This is a genomic window from Mogibacterium neglectum, assembly GCF_030644205.1.
GTDB lineage: Bacteria > Bacillota > Clostridia > Peptostreptococcales > Anaerovoracaceae > Mogibacterium > Mogibacterium neglectum.
This window is the reverse complement of sequence record NZ_CP128647.1, coordinates 426,212-445,788: the sequence shown is the minus strand read 5'-3', so window position 1 is coordinate 445,788 and position 19,577 is coordinate 426,212. Positions and strand designations below refer to the sequence as shown.

Below are 19,577 nucleotides of genomic sequence, written 5' to 3'. Positions count from 1 at the left end.
GATGATTGTAAAACATCCTCGCGATTATGTGATAGATAATCTTCAGTATGCATTAAATCCTAAGTCTATCGCCGTTGTTGGCGCCAGTCGCTATTCGACAAAGGTAGGCTACAAAGTTGTAGACGGTCTCAAGCTGTGGGGTTACAAGGGAGAAATTTATCCTGTTAATCCACGTGCTGACAAAGTAAATGGACTTAAGGCGTATCCCACAGTTAAAGACATTCCTAAAGAAGTTGATTTGGCATTCCTTGCTGTTCCGGCGCATATTGTTAAGTCCGTATTAGAGGATTGTGTTGCCAAAAAGGTTAAAATTGTAGTCATCGCTACCAGTGCATTCAAGGAAATTGGTCGTGGTGCCCTACAAGATGATCTGACTCAATATTGCCGTGACAACAAATTACCTCTTATCGGTCCAAATTTAGTTGGAATGGGAAGCCCATATCTTGACTTCAATTGTGGATTTATCCCATACTTACCTATCAAGGGACCAGTTGCGATGATTTCACAGTCCGGTGCTAACTTACTTGCTGCTTTAGGGTCTTCACAGAAGGATCACTACGGCATGAGTTTCTTCGTCGGACTCGGCAATAAAGCCGATGTGGATTTCTGCGAGTTCATCGCATATGCGGGTAGAGACAAGGATACAAAGTGCCTTGCTGTGTATATTGAGGGGCTAGACAGTCCTGATGCTTTCATAGAAGCTTGTCAAAATGTAAATAAACCAATTGTCACCATAAAGGTTGGTGGTTCAAAGATTGGTGAGAAAGCTGCATTTGCACATACTGCTTCTGAAAATGCAGGAACATCGGATGCGTTCTATGACGAAGTTTTCAAGAAAGCGGGAGCGATTCGTGCAACAACATGGGAAGAATTCCTCGATATATCTATGGCACTTGGTATGCAACCACCTGCAAAAGGAGATAATATCGTAATGATTACAAACGGAGGAGGATCTGGGTTATTGAGTTGCGACCACTTCGAACGTAGAGGCATGCCTATGCATGAGCTGAACGAGATTTCACCAAGTCTATCTGACAGAATTCGTGCTTATATGCCTATGTTCGGTTCTCCATTGAACCCTGTTGATATTTCAGGAACAGCCTCACCAATTCAGTACAAAGGAGCCTTTACACAGGCTATGCGTGACCCTAACGTACACGGCATTATCGGTTCGATTTGCCCTACTGCCGTGACTGATGTGGATGCAGTTACTGATTTGGTTATCCGCATACATGATACCTATCGTCACCTCGGTAAACCGTTCATTATGGAATGCCAGGGCGGAAACGAGTGCCAGGAAGCCATCCTTAAACTAAGGGATCATGGCATCCCTGCGTATGCAACCGCAGAACAGGCTGTTAATGCGATGGTTGCTCTGTATCAATATGGAAAAATCAACAAAGGATAAACGTAACAGTTATTACTTAATAAAAAAATAATTGAAGTCATTCGTAGAAAAAATATCTGAACAGGATTATAATTACTAACTAACATGGGGTTGCTGCAATTTTTGTGCGGCAACCCCATGTATTTTGTGTTATATTTTTGAATGCTTATTTATTATTTTTCTTACTATTTTTTGTTTATCTTTATATTTACTTTATTTATCAAACTTTAGTTTGCTAAACTCCTTTTTGCGTGGATACGAATTCTCTGAGAATGTCTCGGCCATGTCCTTAATCGCCTTTTTCTCCTTCGCATTAAGCTTAGTAGGAACCTCGATATTTACCTTTACATAAAGGTCACCATATCTGCCGGTTCTAGGGTTTTTAACACCCTTACCCTTAAGCCTGAAGTTAGAACCCGTTTGTGTTCCTGGCGCAAGGGTATAAGAATAAGTCTCGTTGAAACCCGGTACCTTGACCTTGTCACCGAGAACTGCCTGATCGTATGAAATAGGCATTGTCAGGTATAGGTCATCACCACGTCTCTTGTAAATCTTGTGCGGCTTTACGTTTAAGACGATATAAAGGTCGCCGGACGAACCTCCATTTACACCAGGTTCACCCTCTCCACGAATTGGTATGATACTGTCGCTATCAACTCCAGCCGGAATATCAATCTTAAGCGTAACGGTTTTTCTAACCGTGCCTTTGCCGTGACAATCAGGGCAAGGCTTTTCTATTACTTGACCGGTTCCACCACATGCATCACAAGTTGTTACATTTTGGAAAGTGCCAAAAGGAGTCTGTGATACACGGGAAACCTGACCAGTTCCGCCACACTTCTCACAGGTATGCTTATGCGTTCCAGGGGCTGTCCCTTCACCGCTACAAGTTTTACATTTAACTTCTTTGGTTAGCCTAATCTCTTTTCTACAACCAAATATAGCTTCTGTAAATTCAATCGTAATCGACTTCTGTAGGTCATTACCCTTACGTGGGCCATTTCTCTTTGCACCGCGTCCGCCGAAACCACCGAAACCGCCTCCAAACATATCGAATATATCTTCAAAGCCACCGAAGCCTCCTCCAAAGCCCGCTCCATCGCCAAAGCCTGCATTCGGATCTACTCCTGCGTGTCCAAATCTGTCATACTTATTCTTTTTATCAGGATCCGACAATACAGCGTATGCTTCATTGGCTTCCTTGAATTTTTCTTCAGCTTTCTTATCTCCTGGATTCTTATCAGGATGATACTTAATCGCCATCTTGCGATAAGCTTTCTTGATTTCGTCTTCGGAAGCGCCTTTCTGGATGCCTAGCACCTCATAATAATCTCTCTTTTCTGCCATATTATTTCCTTCCAACGATAAATTTATTAAATCAGTGAACTGCCGGCACTAAGTGCCGGCAGTAATCACCTGCTGTATTTAGACTTATTTGTCTTCGTCTACAACTTCATAATCAGCATCTACAGTGTTACCACTTGGACCTGCACTCTGTGCTCCGTCCTGTGACTGCTCACCAGCTTCTGTAGTTCCTGCCTGCGCCTGCTGAGCTTCCTGATAGATTCTTGATGAAATTGGATAGAAAGCCTGCGTAAGAGCTTCAATCTTAGCCTTAATATCCTCAATGTCATTAGCCTCTACTGCCTTCTTAAGGTCTTCCCTTGCAGCATCAACCTTAGACTTCTCATCTGCTGCAACCTTGTCTCCTAGCTCATTCATCTGCTTTTCAGTTTCGAAGAGAATTCCTTCAGCCTGGTTTTTAACCTCTACTTCTTCCTTCTTCTTCTTATCCTCTTCAGCATACTGTTCAGCTTCCTTGATCTTAGCATTTATCTCATCCTCAGAAAGCTTAGTTGAAGACGTAATTGTAATCTGCTGCTCTTTACCAGTTCCGAGGTCTTTAGCGCTTACATTTACGATACCATTAGCATCTATATCAAATGTAACCTCAATCTGTGGTATTCCACGAGGAGCTGGAGCAATGCCCGTTAGCTGGAATCTTCCTAGCGTGATATTGTCGGCAGCCATCTCTCTTTCTCCCTGCATTACGTGAACATCTACTGCAGTCTGATTATCTGCTGCTGTCGAGAAAATCTGGCTCTTCTTAGTTGGAATAGTTGTGTTTCTCTCGATTAGCTTAGTTGCTACACCACCGAGTGTCTCGATAGAAAGTGACAGTGGAGTAACGTCGAGCAGAAGAACATCATTTACCTCACCTGTAAGTACACCAGCCTGGATTGAAGCACCTACTGCAACGCACTCATCAGGGTTGATTCCCTTAAATGGCTCTTTACCCGTCACTTTCTGAACTGCAGCCTGAACTGCCGGAATACGAGTCGAACCACCAACGAGGATTACTTTAGCGATATCAGAGTTAGTTACTCCAGCATCTGCCATAGCCTTCTTCATTGGCTCAATACTTCTATCTACTAGATCGCTTGTAAGTTGGTCAAATCTAGCTCTTGTAAGATCCATATCCATGTGGAGCGGGCCAGCTTCAGAAACTGTGATGAATGGCAGATTAATCTTAGTTGTCTGAGCACTTGATAACTCTTTCTTAGCCTTTTCTGCAGCTTCCTTAAGTCTCTGTAGAGCCATGTTATCTTTTCTAAGATCAATTCCGTGCTCTGCCATGAAGGAATCAGCTAAGAAGTCGAGAACTGCGTTATCGAAGTCATCTCCACCGAGATGTGTATCTCCGTTTGTAGCTAGTACTTCAAATACTCCGTCTCCTAGTTCAAGCACTGATACATCGAATGTACCACCACCTAAATCGTATACGAGAATCTTCTGTGATCCGTCCGCCTTGTCTAGTCCATATGCTAGCGATGCAGCGGTTGGTTCATTGATAATTCTCTTTACATCGAGTCCTGCAATCTTACCAGCATCCTTTGTAGCCTGTTTCTGTGCATCGGAGAAGTATGCAGGAACTGTGATTACAGCCTCTGAAACCTTTTCTCCGAGGTAAGCTTCAGCATCAGACTTGAGCTTTCCTAATATCATAGCTGAAATATCCTGTGGAGTGTAGCTCTTGCCATCAATCTCTACAGTATAGCTCTCACCCATATGTCTCTTGATAGAAGCGATAGTTCTATCTGGATTAGTTATAGCTTGTCTCTTAGCAGTCTCTCCTACTAGTCTCTCACCATTTTTAGTGAATGCAACTACAGATGGAGTAGTTCTTGAACCCTCTGCATTTGCGATTACCACTGGTTCTCCGCCCTCTAGAACGGCTACACAACTATTTGTTGTTCCTAAATCAATTCCAATTATCTTGCTCATTTTTTTACTTCCTTTCATATAAGAAATCTTAATTTACTAAATTTATGTACACGTCTTTCATGCTATCGCACTACTACTTTGCGACGGTAACCATCGACGGTCTAATGACCTTTCCATTAAGGGTATATCCCTTCTGAAGCACACTGCAAACCTTGTTGCTACCGTACTCCTCACTATCCGCTGTCATAACTGCGTTATGCATGTTAGGATCGAAATCTTCACCCAAAGCTTCAACTTCCAAAAGCCCAGACTTAGTTAACACTCCAAGCAATTGATCAAAGATCAGTTTCATTCCCTTTGCATATCCTTCTACGTCTGCCGAAGCATCGCTTGCGAGTGCTCTTTCGAAATTATCTAGAACCTCGAGTAGTTCAGTTACAATCTTCTCATTTGCATACGCATGGATGTCAGACTTTTCCTTTGCCACTCTCTTCTTGTAATTCTGAAACTCTGCCATCAATCTGATGTATTTTGTATCACCGTTCTCTTCAGCTTCCGCTTTCTTGCTATCATCTTCGGCAGCAGTCTCCTCACCATTTCCTTTGGCGTTTTCGGAGGATTTAGGCTGCTCCTCTTTTTGCGGTGCTTTTTCATTTTCTATATTGTCATCTATTGATTCTGATGTTTCAGCCTTAATCTCTTCTGTCACCTTTGTCTGATCTTCAGCTTGATTGATATTAATCTTTTTCTCTTCAGTCATCCTTAATTTCCTTTCCTTCACTTAGTAAGAACGATTTACTGAGGTTCTCAGTTAAGTACTCCATAATTGAAGTAACCTCACTGTAGTTCATGCGTGTCGGTCCGATTACACCAATCTTTCCTATCAATTTACCATCTACGTGATATGTCGCTGTTACTAGAGAACAATCTTTCATCGAAGAATCGCTATTTTCATCTCCTATAGTTACGATTATTCCATCGTCACGCTGAAGCATATCCTTAGCAAATTCATCCTTCTTGCTAACTAGCTCGATAAAAGCTTTCGCCTTATCAATGCTGCTGTACTCAGGAATATTGAATATATTAGTCAAGCCTTCCATGTAGAGATTGACATTGAGCATGTCCTCAAGTGTCTTCATGAAATTAGGCATAATCTTACTTGCCAACGGACTCATCGCTTCGAGGTCAGAATTGAAATCTGCGATAATCGATTTCTTAAGGGCCTCATCTATCGTATTTCCCTTATAGTTATATGTCATCGACTTGCTCAAAACTTCTAGAGCCTCAGGCGTATAAGCAACATCCACTTTAAGCGTAGTATTGTTAACATTACCTGTATCCGAAACTATCATCAACACGATTGTGGCTTCATCTACCGGAAGCAGCCTTATGAACTTTAGCGTGTCACAGTTTGCTGATGGTGTCATCGCAAAGGATGCAAGCTTTGTAATATCCGATAAAAGCTCCGCAGCCTGCTGAAGAGTCTGATTAAACTCAGCCACACTAACCTGCATTCTCTCGTTAATAATCTCTTTTTCCTCTAGTGAAAGATCGTGCTTACTCATTAGACTATTTACATAAAGTCTATAAGCTTTATCAGAAGGTACACGACCTGCCGAAGTATGAGGATGAGTTAAGTATCCAAGCTCTTCTAAATCAGCCATCTCATTTCTAATCGTCGCTGGGCTGACGCCTAATCCATACTTCTTAGCAAGTGACCGCGAACCGACAGGCTCCGCACTTTTAACGTAATCAGTAATAATTGCTTGGAGGATCTGAAGCTTTCTCTTACTTATATCCATTGCTCTCCCTCCTGTCCTCAAGATTTTGTTAGCACTCATTAATACGGAGTGCTAATCACTACACATAGTCTACTATCACAGTCTCAATGTGTCAACACATAAAATTGAATACTATATGTTTTTTTCGTGAAATACACATCAGCGTATGTTCACACTAAAATAGACCTCGGTCATATGCCGAGGTCTATCAATATTAATCTCAGATGCTTCTTTTTAGAAGATTACTCTCTTGCCTTTTTGCAACAGTTCTGCTTATTGATGCATTTACGTTATTTGCCCTCATGACCTGCATTCCCAGCAAATATAAACACCATATACTTCACATACACAAATGCTACGAACGCTGTTGCTATAACCGTCTCAGCTAGAACTATGTTGCTTAACCATGAAAGCGGATGCCCCATGAGAGCAGAACATGCCATAGTTTGCTTGGTAGCAATCGCACTGATTACAAATGGGAACGTAAATCCTGCAAAGCTTGGATAGAATTTCTTTAACAATCCAAGGGAGACAACTAGAGAATATACATACAGTACTGTTGCGACTACAAACATCACCATAAGCAGTGTAAAGTTCTTAACCTGAACTGACTGAATGTATGCCGCGATACAAAGGCTCATAGGTGCTGCAAATATCCCACTGAGTGGTTTAACTGGTTCTGGCAGTGGGTGTGCCACATACCTCTTGATAACTATTACCAGAAGCGGTATCAGCGTAACTAGACCAAACCAAAATGTCGCTGCTCCAAATCCAATCTTTTCATACGCAGGTGCAGTAACTCCAGCAACTGCAATTCCTACATATACGATAAACCAGGTCGTGAAAACATTCTTCTGATCGTATTTCAGTAGGAACTTCGCTGTGAAATATACGATTAGAATGACATGTAATACTATAGCGAATATCCAGACAAAGTATGCGCCTTGCCCGATAAATGGTTTAACGTATGTGCTGAGTATCATCAGCGCCATAGGGAAAGTAGCTGCCACCCCAGCCATAACAGGAGTATCCAAATCTTGTTTTATTGTACCCGGATATTTTACGAGCTTTAATAGTATTAAGATCAACAAAAATGCTGCCAAAATTCCGCAAACGTTTCGAACTGTCTCCGAATAACTCTGCAGTAGATTTCCGAGGGCAGCCGTTCCGAGCATCACACCACATATGGGAAAAGGTACTTTCTTAATCATAATCACATTCTCCGTTCTCTACAAAACAAGTATTAAGCTTCTAGCGGTGTAGTTCTAGTCTTGAGATAGTCATCGTGAGAAAGAACTTTGATTTCTCCAGTTGTCTCAATTCCAAGTTCACGCGCGAGTATTTCAGCAGGCTTTGCGGCACACATTCCTGTATAGTAGATGCACTGCGACTTATGACCACCCTGACTCATATCGAACTCCCTTGTGAGAACACGGCAACATGCTGCCTTCTTAGTGTTGTTCTCTCTAAACCAGTCATGAAGTTCATTAGTCATGCTCATACATTTTACAACCTCTGGATCCTTAGGTCCCTTCTGCTGGTCTCTGCCAAAGAACATGCTTATTGCAAGAACACCACCGTTGAGCGCCCCACAGATACATCCTGACTTACCAACGCCGATTGCCATTCCAGAAGCCATCTTGATAATCTCATGTGGAACATCTAGTTCAAAGTTATCCATAATAACTTCCATAACTGCTTCACAGCAGAAGAATCCCTTGCGATATGACTCTTCAGCCTCAGCCTGCACTTTAGCTAAATCAATAGATTTTGCATTTACTTTCATTTTGTTACCTCCAATCATACCTTCAAATGTATCATCAATTTAATACATTCCTAGTAATTGTAACAAAGATAACTTATCAAAACCTAACGAATTTCATCTATATTGACAATTTCAATAATTACTTGGATTATCGTGGTCTAAAATAAATAAATTCAATACCTTTTATATTTGGACACTTTATCACATAAAAGCAAAATAGCGACCTCCTAGTGACGGAGATCGCTGAAATTCTAATCATATGGTTATTATATCTATAAATCCAGCATCTAAAAGATTTATCTCGATACTGTACAGCGAACGATATAAAGTCCGTCCTGATAAGTATCTACATAGATGTATCCTCTATCATCTACAATACAATCCTCAGCATGTGCGATGTGTGGTCCTGGGAACAGTGTGCCTTCATCGATATCAAACCAAGTGCCTTCTGGGTCTGGTGGCATGAAGTACGCAATTTCTTTAGGAACGAATGGATCCGAAACATCGTAGATGCGAAGACCAGCCTGGAAGTGGCAATTATATACTCTGTCATCTCTGTTCTCTAGGCAGTCCTGTCCGAACGCATCGAACATGTTGTGAGGCCCAAATACAACTCTCTGCCCATCGACGATATTAAAGTTGTCACCGTGGCATTTCTTATACTCTTCTGGTACCTCTGGGTATGGGAATACTGAGATGAGCGCTGGGTTCTCCTTATCAGATGTCTCAATAATCCCAATGATGTTCATAGGCTGACTGGTAATCTTGTGGAACATCCCATCTTCTCTATTTTTATCGAAGTACCATGTTCTCTCGCCCTCCGTGGTAACGATAGCAAATGGTCTGTCCCCTAGGGGCATTGCTGTATGCACAGCTGCTCCCGACTGCCCGTTACTGAATGGAGGGTTCAGGGAAACATTTCCAAGAAGTCTAGGTCTACTCTTGTCGTGCACATCGATCATGCAAAACCCTACATTAGGAAAAGCTGCATATACGATATCATCCTTTACAGTAATTGCATGTCCATTAGGGAGCTTCATGAATGGTTCAGTACCAACCTCCGGCATGTCAGATGCCTTCTTGTTTCCGAGATACTGTCCATCTGCCCACCAGCTTCCGACTTCAGTCGGATTAGCTGGATCAGAGATATCAACAATTCTTAGGATATATCCTCTGAAATTACGTTTACTGCCCATAATATATGCGTAATCCCCACCATTGTAGAAGCTACGATGAACACCCGGACCATCTTCACACTCAAACTGTCCGAGTAGCTTAGGATTTAAAGGGTCTGTTTCTATATCGTAAATCTTGAATCCACCCCAATATGGTTGCTCATGAGTACCGTGGAGAACTCTCAAAGTTCCACCGTAGCAAGCTATTAGCTTACCATCAGCGACCTGCAGCTTAGCAAGGCTCTGACCATCATGAACTTCACCAACCCAGTCTCCTTCAACCCACTTTGCAACCGGATTTGCAGGATCTGTAACATCGACGATATTAAATCCGTTATCACGGAAACAAGCGGTATAAAGATAATATCTGCCATCCTTCGTGCGGTGCATTCCCATCTGAAAACCCGGTTTCTTGTTCAAATCTGAATAACCGACGAACTCAGTGTTTTTAAAAAGCATCTCTTCTCTTCTAGACATGTCACCCTCCTTATATTTTATATATAAATCTCATACTTAACTAATTGATGACTATAGACTATCACTTAAATCAAGCTATTAGAACCCACAAAAAACGAATAGATATCAATGCGTAATTTGCATCGATATCTATCGTTCTTCAACATTTTTGCTATTCATATTCTATGACTATCTAGTCTTTAAAGTGTCCCTGTAGCTCTTCTTTAAATAATTTAATCTCTCTGTTCGGTGCGTTTTCATGCCAAGCCAATGCGACATTCGCTTTACTGCTTATCCCAATCGAGTGAATTTCCGTTCCACCTCCCACAGCTACCCATTCGTCTGCCAGTATGATGCCTCTTGCATTTTGCACATTTGCAAACATCGACTCGAGATTAGGAACCACTTCGATCTCTGGTATAAAGTTGTACGGTCTAAGATTAAATCCTATTAGTGAGATAATTTCACGCAGCTTTGGATCCTCAGCGACAAACATCTTTACACCCTTTAACTCCTTTGGACTGTTCACCTTCCTGTCTAGAAGTTTATGCGAATAGATTATAGAACGATTAACTTCGGTCACAACTTCATATTTGATTCCCAATCCCGAAGTGCCCTGCATGTAATCATCCAGTGATAACACTGCATCTAGCTGTCCTGACTGAAGCTTGTTCATGAGTGTCTCAAAGCTAAGGCATTCAATTCTAACCGAAAAGTCGTCATATGTCTCGCGGCATTTATCTATTACTTCCGGAAGAAAATGTGATATATTCCACCCGATGTTGTATCCGAGTCTCAGTTCATGCGTCTCGTCCCTAAGCGACTCTCTTGTTTTGGCAAGTTCAGCATCGAACCTCTTAAAAAGACTATAGTATTTCTCACCAGCGAGTGATAGCTTTATGCTTCTAGAGTTTTCCCTGTCAAATAATATCACCCCTAGTTCATCCTCAAGTCCCTTAATCGCACGACTGACTTGGGATTGTGGCACGTATAGCTTTTCAGCGGCCTTTGTGAAATTAAGAAGCCTTGCTGCTTCTACAAAAGCTTTTATCTGTCTATCGTTCATAGTCTATCTCCGCTTATGTATGTCCTATTTTGACTTTACTTCCTTCCAGCTATCGCTATATAACTTAGTCGTATCAGGGTCGAGATTCTTTAGCAGCGTACAGCGAGCGATCGTCTCCTTGCTAGGAAATAGCGCTGGATTCGAAACGTATTTTGAAGGAATCATCTTAATCGCTGCAGTATTCGGAGTCGTATAATATATATAGTCAAAATTGCGCTTCGCAACTTTCGCTTTGCACATGTAGTTTATGAATCTTTCTGCATTCCTCTTATTACGGGAACTCTTAGGCATAACCCAAGAGTCGATGAAGAACTCCGACCCCTCCTTCGGAACTACAAACTCAATATCTTTATTGAGATCGTGCGTGTAGTTATATTCACCATTCCACACAACACCAATTGCAGCTGATTTATCGGCTAGCAGATCTCTCGCCGAATCATTTGCGTATTTATATACCAGCTTTTTCTGCTCCTTAAGTGCATTCTTCGCCTCTTCTATTTCTTTAGGATTTGTGGTGTTAGGTGAATAGCCAAGTCTGAGGAGCGAGATTGCAAAGGCATCGCGCACACTATCCTGCATAACTATGTTATTCTTAAAATCAGGGTCCCAAAGTACGTTCCACGAGTCTATATTCTTACCCTTCACCATCTTCTTATTGTATAGAATCCCCGATACACCAACCAGATATGGAACAGAATATTCATTGCCTGGATCATACTCCTCGGCTTTTCTCATGTAGTCCTCATCAAGATTTTTAATGTTCCTAATATTTTTTTTGTCCAGTTTCTGCAGCAGATTCTCGCCCTTCATCTTGCTTATCATATAATCGGACGTGCACACTACATCATAGTTCGCAGAGCCATTCTTTATTATAGGGTACATCTCCTCTGCAGTATCATACGTATCCTGAATTACTCTTATCCCAGTATCAGCTTCGAAATCGGCAACAACCTCTGGGTCGTAGTAATCTCCATAGCTGTATACATAAACTTCTCCATTTTCGCCACTTCTACATCCTGTCATTGTAAGCAATAGCAGTATCAGAGAACCCATTATCAACTTCTTCATGCTCTTTTTAGCTCCTTATCTCTATTCACGTTGACGATCAATAGTGCAACTAGAGCTATCAAAAAAATAATCGTAGATAGCGCATATAGCGACGGTCTGATGCCAATCTTCACCTCGCTATATATGAGTGTAGATATAGTGTTAATACCTGCCCCTCTTGTAAAGTGCGTCACCACGAAGTCATCAACGGACATCGTAAACGACAGCAGTGCACCAGAGAGTATTCCTGGCATAAGCTCGGGAAGAACGACCTTTCTAAAAGCATATAAACGCGAGGCTCCCAGGTCCATCGCAGCTTCAAAAAGAGTATCCGTCCTCTTGTTAAGTCTCGGCCGTACTGAAAGTATCACGTACGGGATACAGAACGTAACGTGCGAGAATAGTATCGTCATATAGCCGAGCGATACTCCAAATAGCAGGAACGATAGCATCAGTGAGATACCAGTTACGATATCCGCGTTAAGCATAGGTATGTTGTTCACTGCAAGGAGAGTCTGCTGCGCACCAGGCCTTAGCGACTCAATTCCGAGCACTGCCAAAGTACCGATTAAAGTTGCGATAAGTGAAGCTAAGATAGCTATCGAAAATGTATTTACAATAGCTCCCAGTATGAGTCTGCTGTGGAACATCTCCTGGTACCACTTAAGCGAAAATCTCGTAAATACCGACATCGAACGACTCTCGTTGAATGATAGGAATATGAGCGTTAGAATCGGCAGATACAGGAAGAGCATTATTATTATCAAATACATATTTCCGAAGAATTTCTTCATAATAAATGATCCTCCTCTCCGTCGCCAAACTTCTGGACTATAAGCATGCTGACGATGATAAACACCATCATAACTAGTGAAAGTCCAGAGCCTAGATACCAGTTTGAGTTCACAGTAAATTCCTGTTCGATAATATTTCCGATCAGATTAACCTTGCCACCTCCAAGCATGTTAGATATTACGAATGTAGTGAGCGCTGGGATAAAGACCATAGTCACTCCACTTGCAATTCCAGGGATACTGAGCGGGAAGATTACTCTTCTGAACACGTAGAATTTGCCTGCTCCAAGGTCATATGCTGCCTCAATCAGGCGATTATCAATCTTGGATACGACGTTATAAATAGGAAGCACCATAAATGGCAGGAAGTCGTATACCATACCTAACACCACTGCTCCAGGTGTTCCCATCATTTCCTGTCTATTTAGTCCTATGGATGTGAGCACAGAATTGATTACTCCCTGTCTCTCGAGGAGAACTTGCCATGCCATAGTTCTGAGCAGGAAATTCATCCACATAGGAAGTATAAAGACGAATATCATAAAACCTTGCTTGCCAAACCTGCTTTCCCTCAAAATTAAAGCCATAGGAAAAGCCAGTACAAGACATACCACCGTGCTCACAACTGAGAGCAGCAGCGACACGGTGAGCGCCTCTAGGTGCTGCGAATTAAACATCGCCGTGATATTTTCAAATGTAAAAGCACCGTTTCTATTGGTTATTCCGTAATACGCAATTGTCAAAGTCGGGATTATAGTCCCTGCGATTATCCAAATGACGAAAGGTGCTGTATATCCTTTTTTAGATATCAACTTCCTGTGCCTCCTCGTCCTCTGATGTAGGCTTATGCATAATCTGAATATTCTCAGGTCTCACATACATACCTATCGTCTCACCAACTTCATGTGAATCATAATTCTGGAGTAGCCACTCCACCTTACCATCCTCACTCTGCACGAGCATCTCGTAGTGCACGCCGATGAACAGCTTGCTGATAATCTTGCCGTTCATGATGCCTTCTCCATGCTCTCGAATCTCTATATCCTCAGGTCTGATTACCGCATCGACAGGCTGTCCAATATTGAATCCATTGTCCCTACCATCGATACATTTAAATACATGACCATCTATCTCAACGAGCTTATCATCCACCATCTTGGCATCGACGATATTGCTATCTCCGATGAAGTCTGCTACAAAAGCATTTTCAGGCTCATTATAAATCTCTTCAGGCGTTCCCATCTGCTGAATGTAGCCATTGTTCATAACGATGACCGTATCCGACATAGTAAGAGCTTCTTCCTGGTCATGAGTAACGAATATAAATGTAATGCCTAGTTCCTTCTTGAGTCTAACGAGTTCGTACTGCATCTCCTGTCTGAGTTTAAGATCAAGAGCCCCTAGTGGTTCATCGAGTAATAGCACCCTAGGCTCATTAACTATCGCACGCGCCATAGCGACCCTCTGCTGCTGACCGCCCGACATCTTGTCGACTCTTCTATTTCCATAACCGTCAAGATTAACGAGTTTAAGCCCGTATGCAATCTTATCTTTTATATATTGTTCGGATTTACCGCTTACACGTAACCCAAAAGCGATATTCTCCTGCACTGTCATATGCGGGAACAACGCGTAGTTCTGAAATACTGTATTTACATGGCGCTGATTCGGCGGGACATTGGTTATATCCTTACCGTCAAAAATTACTTTCCCTATATCAGGAGTCTCAAATCCTCCGATGATACGCAGGGTAGTGGTCTTGCCACATCCCGATGGTCCCAGCAGCGTTACAAATTCGTTCTCCTTGATTGAGAGCGAGATATCGCTTAGCACCTCGTGTTCGCCGTAGCTCTTCCCTATGTTGTCAAGTCTGATTAACTCGTTCAAAATCTTCCTCCAATGTTGCTGTTGTAAAGCATTATCCTGTAGTCCTAGAAACTAGGCGGCGAACTCACCCATATAATCTCAGCGCCCTTGCCAGAGCTTATAAAATGCTCCTGCTCTGGGTATATATAGAAAGACTCACCCTTTCTCACATGATATGCATCACTGCCTATATGTACATCTATACTACCTTTGATGACGTATCCAAATTCCTCGCCTTCATGAGGATTATCAGGTATCGTGGTGCCACCAGCACCTATGGTCACTCTGATGGGTTCCATATTGTTCTTTTGAGCATTGGGGACAATCCATTCTATAGTACTCTTGTGATGCTCATCTTCCTTTACGAAGTAATCGTCTCTGCTAAATACAACCTGTGGTCTCTCCTTCTCTGAGAAAAATGATGTAAGGTCCGTACCAAGCGATATAACGATGTCTTCTAGTGTTGCAATCGATGGAGATGTTAAATCTCTCTCCACCTGTGAGATAAACCCCTTTGATAGTTCTGCCCTATCTGCGAGTTCCTCCTGCGTAAGTCCACGTTCTATTCTAAGCTCTTTTATCTTCTCTCCGATTTCCATATATAGTCCAATCTAAATGCACTGGCAACCGCAATGTATTCACATATATCAATTAATGTAATATTATTTACTGCCACGCATTATAATAAATAATTAGTTTAGTATTTGTAAACCAATATCAATATTATAATCGCATTAGTTACAGTGTCAATATATTAATCTTAAATCTCGATATATTAAACAACGTATCTCGACAAATAAAAACCCCCAGTCCTCTCAATAGAGATTTCTGAGGTTAATTATCTATATGTAGTATCTATATAGATACATGATACTACTTCTCAATATCATGTAGCATTTGCATTATAGATTCATCCAGAGCCGTGGTATCAGCGAACTCGATGCGCCCTTGATCGCTGAGCGTAGCAAGATCAGGATTGATAGGGAGCTTTGCCAAAACCTTGAGGCCATTCTCTGATGCGATTTCATCAACGTGACTCTTTCCGAAGATTTCGTACTTCTTTCCGTTATCTGTGCACTCGAAGTAACTCATATTCTCAACGAGCCCTAAGATTGGGACATTCATCATCTTCGCCATCTTTACCGCCTTCTCAACTATCATGGAGACGAGCTCCTGCGGTGAAGTAACTACGATAATCCCGTCAATCGGAAGCGACTGGAACACGGTAAGAGGAACATCTCCTGTTCCTGGTGGCATATCGATGAACATCACATCGAGATCTCCCCATGCAACATCCGTCCAGAACTGCGTTACAGCTCCAGCAATTACAGGACCTCTCCAAACCACGGGATCACTTTCGTTTTCTGTGAGCAGATTAAGTGACATGACCTTAATCTCTGATGCGCTCTTGCCAGGAATAATTCCTATCTCACTGCCGTAAGCCTTATCATGTATACCGAACATCTTTGGAATTGAGGGGCCTGTGATATCAGCATCCATAACTCCAACCTTGCATCCGTTTCTATTAGCTGTTACAGCAGATAGCGCGGTAACCATCGACTTACCGACTCCACCTTTACCACTAACAACGGCTATAACCTTCTTTACACTGCTATGCTCATTTAGCTTCTCATGACCAACATGTGCATCGCCCTCTCTAGATGGGCAGCTAGATCCGCAGCTTGAACAATCATGGCTGCAGGATTCAGGTGTCTGCATATTATCTGCCATTTCACTCCTCCTATATATCAAATTATTTATATGTTAATCGTGCTCATATATTGTACTACAAATTCAGAAAATCCTAAACGTATTCCTGACCGTTAATCCTATCAACATAATTACAAGCCTTAGTTGCAGCGATAGATCCGTCAGATACTGCGGTAGTTAACTGCTTTAAATCCTTTGATCTCCCATCACCAGCAACGAACACACCAGGGGTGTCTGCTTCACAGGACTCCCCGATTTCGAAGTATCCCGCTTCATCGGTTGCAACAAGGTTTACAAAAGGCTTCCCATTAGGAATCTTCCCGATTGCTACGAAAAGAGCACTAACAGCAATATCTCTAGTCTCGCCTGTCTCGTTGTTTTTAACAGTAATAGACTCTAACGCCTTATCGCCATTTACACCTACAACATTGCTGCTCATCACAAATTCGACATTATCAAGTGCCTTGAGTTCATCTACAACCGCCTGCTCTGCTCTGAACCTATCTCTTCTGTGAATTATAGTAACCTTTGAGCAGATGTTAGCGAGGAATGCTGCATCCTCAACGGCAGTATTTCCTCCGCCGTATACTGCTACTTCCTTGTTTCTAAAGAACGCACCATCGCACACAGCGCAGAAAGAAATTCCACGGCTAATCAGACCATCTTCTCCAGAGATTCCCATCTTTCTATTATCAAGTCCAGTAGCAAGAACAACAGCTGTAGCTTCATATTCGTCGTTGTTACCCTTAATTTTAAAAGTCCTGCCCTCATTTTTAGGAGCAATAACTTCAGATATTTCGTCCATGATGATTTCTGCACCGAACGACTCAGCCTGTGCCTGAATCTTCATTGCATATTCAGCACCATTCATCCCTTGTGTTGCAGGAAAGTTATCTATAGAATCGGTAAAAGTAATCTGTCCTCCTATAAGTCCACGTTCGATAATAGCCGTTGACTTGCCAGCTCTAGCTGCATAAATTCCAGCAGTAAGTCCTGCAGGGCCTCCGCCAATGATTGCAACATCATACTTGTTTCCCATCTCTAGTACCTCCGTATAATTTATTCCTTATGTCTATATTCTTGCGATTGACTTATATCACATCGCTATAATCTTAAGTTCATTATAACTCACTAACTTCCTAGATTATGAATATTCTGTGATTTTTAATTTTGTACAATCTAATTTTACAGCCTACCACTATCGTAATTTTATTGGCTTAATCTTGAATTATCTCATAACTAGTAGTATATTATTAGCAGGCATTACTAGAGAGTGCTAATAATACACGCTAGATAATCTTATGAAAGAAGGTTTTGATATGGAAAAAATGAAATTTAAAGCGGAGTCGCAGCGGCTCTTAGATATGATGATTAACTCTATCTACACTAACCGTGAGATATTTATGAGGGAGCTTATCAGCAATGCTAGCGATGCGATTGACAAGCGTTACTATAAGGAAGCTGAGGATGGCTGCACAGGAAAATCTAGAGATGATTATGAAATCAGGATTGCTGCTGATAAAGACGCAAGAACTCTAACCATCTCGGATAATGGAATCGGCATGAGCAAGGAGGAGCTCGAGAACAACCTTGGGATAATCGCAAATAGCGGGTCGCTCAAATTCAAAGCAGAAAACTCTGAATCGATGAAGGATGTAGATGTCATCGGTCAATTTGGTGTTGGCTTCTATAGTGCCTTTATGGTTGCTAAGAAGATTCAGGTAATTTCTAAGACTTACGGTTCTGACCAGGCATATATATGGGAGAGCGAAGGTGCCGAAGGGTTCACAATAGATAAGGCGGAGCGCGCAAATATTGGGACTGACATAATAATATATCTTAGGGACGATACTGAAGACGATAAATACTCCGAGTTTCTTGAGGAGTTCAGAATCAGAGGAATCATCAAACGGTATTCCGACTACATCCGTTATCCTATCGTTATGAATGTTACAAAGGAGCGTCAAAAGCCAGCATCTGAAGAAGAGATGAATGCCGATGATTATAAGCCTGAGTATGAGACTTATACAGAGGATGAAAAGCTCAACAGCATGGTGCCTCTATGGAAGATGCAGAAAAGCGAAATAACGGAAGAACAGTATAGTGACTTCTACAAAAAGACATACATGGCTTGGAGTAATCCACTAAAAGTAGTGCACACTAATGTTGAAGGTGTAATCTCATATGATGCGCTATTATTCGTGCCTAGCGAGGTGCCTTATAATTACTATAACAAGGACTTTAAACCAGGACTTCAACTCTATTCAAATGGTGTATTAATCATGGATAAGTGCGAGGATCTTCTGCCAAGCTACTTTGGATTTATAAGTGGTCTAGTTGATTCTCCAGACCTGTCTCTAAATATCTCGAGAGAGATGTTACAGCAGGACAGACAGCTTCGCGCAATTGCACAGCGACTAGAAAAGAAACTTCTGCAGACTTTTGAAGAGATGCGCGATAAAGAACGCGAGAAATATGAAAAGTTCTTCGATAACTTTGGAATTCAACTCAAATATGGAGTGTATGATAAATTCGGAGCAGATAAGGATAAACTAAAGGATCTACTTCTATACTACAGTAGCACTACTGATAACATGACTACACTTAAAGACTATGTTTCAAGGATGACTGAAGATCAAAAATACATATACTATGCCGCTGGTGAATCAAAAGGTAAAATTAAGATGATGCCTCAGATGGATTTCTTTGAAGATAAGGGATATGAGGTCCTTTACTGCACAGATAATATTGATGAATTTGCTTTTATGGCGATGAGAGAATATGATGGCAAAGAGTTTAAGAATATCTCTGACAAGGATTTAGGATTTGAGAAAACCGAAGAGGAAGTAAAAGCTCAAGCGGATAAAAACGAAGCGGCTAAGAACACACTCGATGCAATAAAAGATGCTCTAGGCAACAAGGTATCGTCAGTAATTCTATCTACCAGACTCAAGAATCACCCTGTATGCTTCGCAACATCTGACGGCGTATCTATTGAGATGGAAAAGATTCTCAAGGCTCAAGCAGCAATGTCAGGAAATAAGGAGCTATCAGGAGTTGAAGCTGATAAAGTCCTCGAACTTAACGGAGACCTGCCGTTCTTTGATGCGATTAAGAAAGCTGTAGAAGCTGGAGACAGTGACAAAGTAAGCGATTATGCAAATCTCCTATATGATCAGGCGCTTGTGCTCGAAGGTATGCCGGTTGAAGATCCACTAGCATTTGGAGAAAGGATTTGCAAGCTTATGAAGTAGTTATTACACCTGTCAATTAATATCATGTTGGCAGTGCATACAATTCTAGTA

The 19,577-nt window shown here is 41.7% G+C and carries 17 protein-coding genes; 2 read left to right on the top strand and 15 right to left on the bottom strand.

The features are described 5' to 3' along the window. Window position 1 precedes the first annotated feature (1 nt). The gene (locus QU661_RS02020; protein WP_304990099.1) at window positions 2-1,408 is read left to right on the top strand and encodes an acetate--CoA ligase family protein; all 1,407 of its coding nucleotides are present in this window, start codon (window positions 2-4) and stop codon (window positions 1,406-1,408) included. 192 nt (window positions 1,409-1,600) lie between these two features. On the opposite strand, the gene dnaJ is transcribed toward QU661_RS02020, so the two are convergent. The 15 genes from dnaJ to QU661_RS01945 all read right to left on the bottom strand — a co-directional run bounded on the left by dnaJ (window position 1,601) and on the right by QU661_RS01945 (window position 17,311). Next, window positions 1,601-2,734: a molecular chaperone DnaJ gene (gene dnaJ / locus QU661_RS02015; RefSeq protein WP_304990097.1), complete on the bottom strand. Its 1,134-nt coding sequence runs from the start codon at window positions 2,732-2,734 to the stop codon at window positions 1,601-1,603. An 84-nt stretch (window positions 2,735-2,818) separates the two neighbouring features. Further along, window positions 2,819-4,672 carry a molecular chaperone DnaK gene (gene dnaK, locus QU661_RS02010; RefSeq protein ID WP_304990096.1) on the bottom strand — a complete coding sequence of 618 codons (1,854 nt, stop codon included), beginning with the start codon at window positions 4,670-4,672 and terminating at the stop codon, window positions 2,819-2,821. Between the two features lie 73 nt (window positions 4,673-4,745). Continuing rightward, window positions 4,746-5,372, bottom strand: coding sequence for a nucleotide exchange factor GrpE (grpE, locus tag QU661_RS02005; RefSeq protein WP_304990095.1), 627 nt, complete (start codon window positions 5,370-5,372; stop codon window positions 4,746-4,748). Beyond that, a complete protein-coding gene (gene hrcA, locus QU661_RS02000) occupies window positions 5,365-6,414 on the bottom strand; it encodes a heat-inducible transcriptional repressor HrcA (RefSeq protein ID WP_304990094.1) in 1,050 nt (349 codons plus the stop codon). The genes grpE and hrcA overlap by 8 nt, the downstream gene beginning before the upstream one ends. A gap of 269 nt (window positions 6,415-6,683) precedes the next feature. Next, the gene (locus tag QU661_RS01995) at window positions 6,684-7,604 is read right to left on the bottom strand and encodes a TDT family transporter (RefSeq protein ID WP_304990093.1); all 921 of its coding nucleotides are present in this window, start codon (window positions 7,602-7,604) and stop codon (window positions 6,684-6,686) included. Window positions 7,605-7,636: 32 nt separating this feature from the next. Then, complete coding sequence (locus QU661_RS01990; protein WP_304990092.1) at window positions 7,637-8,179, bottom strand: C-GCAxxG-C-C family protein; 543 nt, start codon at window positions 8,177-8,179, stop codon at window positions 7,637-7,639. Window positions 8,180-8,454: 275 nt separating this feature from the next. Then, window positions 8,455-9,810, bottom strand: a complete 1,356-nt coding sequence (locus tag QU661_RS01985; RefSeq protein ID WP_304990091.1) for an LVIVD repeat-containing protein — start codon at window positions 9,808-9,810, stop codon at window positions 8,455-8,457. Window positions 9,811-9,982: 172 nt separating this feature from the next. Then, window positions 9,983-10,855, bottom strand: coding sequence for a LysR family transcriptional regulator (locus tag QU661_RS01980; RefSeq protein WP_304990090.1), 873 nt, complete (start codon window positions 10,853-10,855; stop codon window positions 9,983-9,985). A 24-nt stretch (window positions 10,856-10,879) separates the two neighbouring features. Next, window positions 10,880-11,923 (bottom strand): ABC transporter substrate-binding protein, encoded by a 1,044-nt coding sequence (locus tag QU661_RS01975; RefSeq protein WP_304990089.1) that lies wholly within the window; start codon window positions 11,921-11,923, stop codon window positions 10,880-10,882. Continuing rightward, window positions 11,920-12,696, bottom strand: coding sequence for an ABC transporter permease (locus QU661_RS01970; protein WP_304990088.1), 777 nt, complete (start codon window positions 12,694-12,696; stop codon window positions 11,920-11,922). The genes QU661_RS01975 and QU661_RS01970 overlap by 4 nt, the downstream gene beginning before the upstream one ends. Beyond that, window positions 12,693-13,508, bottom strand: coding sequence for an ABC transporter permease (locus QU661_RS01965; RefSeq protein ID WP_330692466.1), 816 nt, complete (start codon window positions 13,506-13,508; stop codon window positions 12,693-12,695). The genes QU661_RS01970 and QU661_RS01965 overlap by 4 nt, the downstream gene beginning before the upstream one ends. Further along, window positions 13,498-14,586 carry an ABC transporter ATP-binding protein gene (locus QU661_RS01960; protein ID WP_304990455.1) on the bottom strand — a complete coding sequence of 363 codons (1,089 nt, stop codon included), beginning with the start codon at window positions 14,584-14,586 and terminating at the stop codon, window positions 13,498-13,500. Before QU661_RS01960 ends, QU661_RS01965 begins: the two co-directional genes overlap by 11 nt. A gap of 41 nt (window positions 14,587-14,627) precedes the next feature. Next, a complete protein-coding gene (locus QU661_RS01955) occupies window positions 14,628-15,161 on the bottom strand; it encodes a helix-turn-helix domain-containing protein (protein ID WP_304990087.1) in 534 nt (177 codons plus the stop codon). A 274-nt stretch (window positions 15,162-15,435) separates the two neighbouring features. Continuing rightward, on the bottom strand, window positions 15,436-16,293 hold the full coding sequence (locus tag QU661_RS01950) for an Mrp/NBP35 family ATP-binding protein (RefSeq protein WP_304990086.1): 858 nt from the start codon (window positions 16,291-16,293) through the stop codon (window positions 15,436-15,438). 73 nt (window positions 16,294-16,366) lie between these two features. Then, complete coding sequence (locus QU661_RS01945; RefSeq protein WP_304990085.1) at window positions 16,367-17,311, bottom strand: NAD(P)/FAD-dependent oxidoreductase; 945 nt, start codon at window positions 17,309-17,311, stop codon at window positions 16,367-16,369. Window positions 17,312-17,591: 280 nt separating this feature from the next. On the opposite strand from QU661_RS01945, the gene htpG reads away from it, so the two are divergent. Further along, window positions 17,592-19,526: a molecular chaperone HtpG gene (gene htpG / locus QU661_RS01940; RefSeq protein ID WP_304990084.1), complete on the top strand. Its 1,935-nt coding sequence runs from the start codon at window positions 17,592-17,594 to the stop codon at window positions 19,524-19,526. The last annotated feature ends 51 nt before the right edge of the window (window positions 19,527-19,577 follow it).